The organism is Edaphobacter aggregans DSM 19364 (assembly GCF_000745965.1).
GTDB lineage: Bacteria > Acidobacteriota > Terriglobia > Terriglobales > Acidobacteriaceae > Edaphobacter > Edaphobacter aggregans.
This window is the reverse complement of record NZ_JQKI01000301.1, coordinates 1-2,305: the sequence shown is the minus strand read 5'-3', so window position 1 is coordinate 2,305 and position 2,305 is coordinate 1. Positions and strand designations below refer to the sequence as shown.

1 protein-coding gene is annotated in these 2,305 nt (G+C 57.5%); it reads left to right on the top strand.

Features of this window, described 5'->3' with window-relative positions; translation table 11 throughout:
• Positions 1–282: 282 nt before the first annotated feature.
• On the top strand, positions 283–1,407 hold the full coding sequence (locus Q363_RS31370) for an aminotransferase class I/II-fold pyridoxal phosphate-dependent enzyme (RefSeq protein WP_051979604.1): 1,125 nt from the start codon (positions 283–285) through the stop codon (positions 1,405–1,407).
• Positions 1,408–2,305: the final 898 nt, after the last annotated feature.

Below are 2,305 nucleotides of genomic sequence, written 5' to 3'. Positions count from 1 at the left end.
CCCTATGCCGATCTGGTCGGCTAACCGCACCTTACGCTTGGGGAGGGAATCCACGGCTCTCTAGTAGTTTGCTGAAAAGGCATGGTTTGTATGAGGGCACCACTTTAGCGGCGCCGTAACTGGTCCACATTTACTGCCCGTTTAGGGGCCGAGGCCGCCCAACGTGGATTTGCAGCAAACTGTTTAGACGCTGGATTCTCATCGCTCGTAAACTAAAAAATCATCCGCCTCCTGGCTCGCGGAATCTATACGAGGAGCCAACTTCTTCTCTGAGGTGCCTGCATGCAACTCAAGCCCTTCTTGCTCGACGCCTGGCTCGACCAGTACGAACACGACATAGAATTCAATCTCGCTGCGAGCACCGGGCCGACCTGGACCGTAAACGACATCCTCGCCCTCGCCGACGACGAAACGCGTCACCGCTTCCTGAACCACAACCTGGTCTACGGCCGCCCCGCCGGCGCCGACAGCCTGCGTAAGGCGATCGCTGAAATGCAGAGTGTCCCGGTAGAGTCGGTGCAAATCGTCACAGGCGCCTCCGAGGCGCTCGTGGCCTTGATGTGGCTGGCCGCCGAGCCCGGCGCGAACGTAATCATCCCGCTGCCTGGATTCACGACTTTCTCGGCGCTACCGGAATCTCTTGGCCTGGAAACCCGCTTTTATCGCGTGCGCCGCGAGAATGGCTTCCGCATCGACCCCGACGAGATCAAGCGGCTCGTCGACTCGAAGACCAAGCTTATTCTGGTCAACAGCCCGCACAACCCGACGGGCGCGACCATCGGCGACGCCGAAATGGAAGCCCTGCACGACTTCACCGCCAAGCGCGGAATCCAGCTGGTCAGTGACGAGGTCTACCATCCCATCTACCATGGAAAGCAAACGAAATCGGCGGCGCGCCTGCCGCACGCCACCGTGATCGCGGACCTGTCAAAGGCATTTTCGATTGCCGGAGTGCGTACGGGATGGATGATCGAGCACGATGCCAAGCGCCGCCAGCAATACTGGACCGCGCGCGCCTACTTCTCCGTCTGCAACACCACCACGGGAGAAATTCTCTCGGAGATTGCAATCCGCAAACGAGACGCCGTGCTCGCGAAAACGCAAGAAGCAGCATCCCGCAATCTCAAGCTCCTGGAGCGCTTCATGGCCGACCATCGCGACGTACTCGGCTGGATTCCGCCGCAAGGCGGGATGACCGCGTTCCCTTGGCTGGTGAGCGGAGAGAGCGACCGCCGGTTCTGCCAGGCCGCCACCGAGCATGGGGTCCTGCTAGCCCCCGGCGATTGCTTCGATGTGCCCTCGCATTTCCGCCTGGGCTTCGCCGCCGCCGGAGACAATTTCTCCAAGGCGCTCGACCGTTTCGGAGCGTTCGTGAAGAGCTGGTCGGCGAAGATGGTGACAGCGTGATGGCGCTCGCCGAATGAACGATTGCCATCGGTGCGGCACTTAAGCGAGAGAAGTGATCTCCCACCAGTCTCATTATGAGAGTCGGTCGGAAACCCGGCCAATTATCCGGCATCAACGCGATACCAGTGGAGCACCAAATAAACCTAGTCACCCAACTGGATATACCCCGGAAAGTTTCCTACGCACAGATTTAACGATGCTAGGCGTAACCGGCCGGTTCTGCACCACAAAGAACATTACGCACAGATGGACGTATGCTATATCTATCGCTGAAATCTGGTAAATTGCGATGACGGTTGAGATCAAGTATATTCCCGCTGTGCCCGAATTATCATCCGCGGAATCCACCGAAACTGCGCCATCCCGCGAAGGTGCGGAAGTACAAGCGATTGAAATCATTTTAAAGAGCCGCTCCTTCGAGCGGGCGACTGCCTCTCGTCAACTCCTGGCGTATCTATGGACACACCCAGGACGACGAACTCAGCGAATACACCTTGGCGGTGGAAGCGATGGGCCGCAGGCCTGACTTCGATCCCAAGATTGATGCGACCGTGCGTGTGCAAATATCTCGGTTGAGGCAGCGGCTGCACGACTTTTACCAGTCTTACGAGGCCACTCTCTGTCCCGTTTACCTGACCATTCCTGTGGGAACGCTAATTCATTGATTCCACGACGTAACAATCAAAAGATACCCCTAGAAACTACACCGCCGTGCCTGCAACCGAGCACAGTCTCACTCGCTATTCTTATAGGACTCATCGAGTGTTCGCGGCAAGACAAGTCTTTGGTTTCTGAGTCGAGGGCGAATGACGGGCATCCATGTAAGTCTTTGTCAAGAGAAAAGCACGAAATCTTCTGGGCGCGCTCGGGAGAGCGCGCTTTCGTCTGATCAGAATCC

What these genes read in the sequence shown, in the direction of transcription:
- Q363_RS31370 (WP_051979604.1), top strand. Translation starts at nt 283, where the DNA reads ATGCAACTCAAGCCCTTCTTGCTCGACGCCTGGCTCGACCAGTACGAA.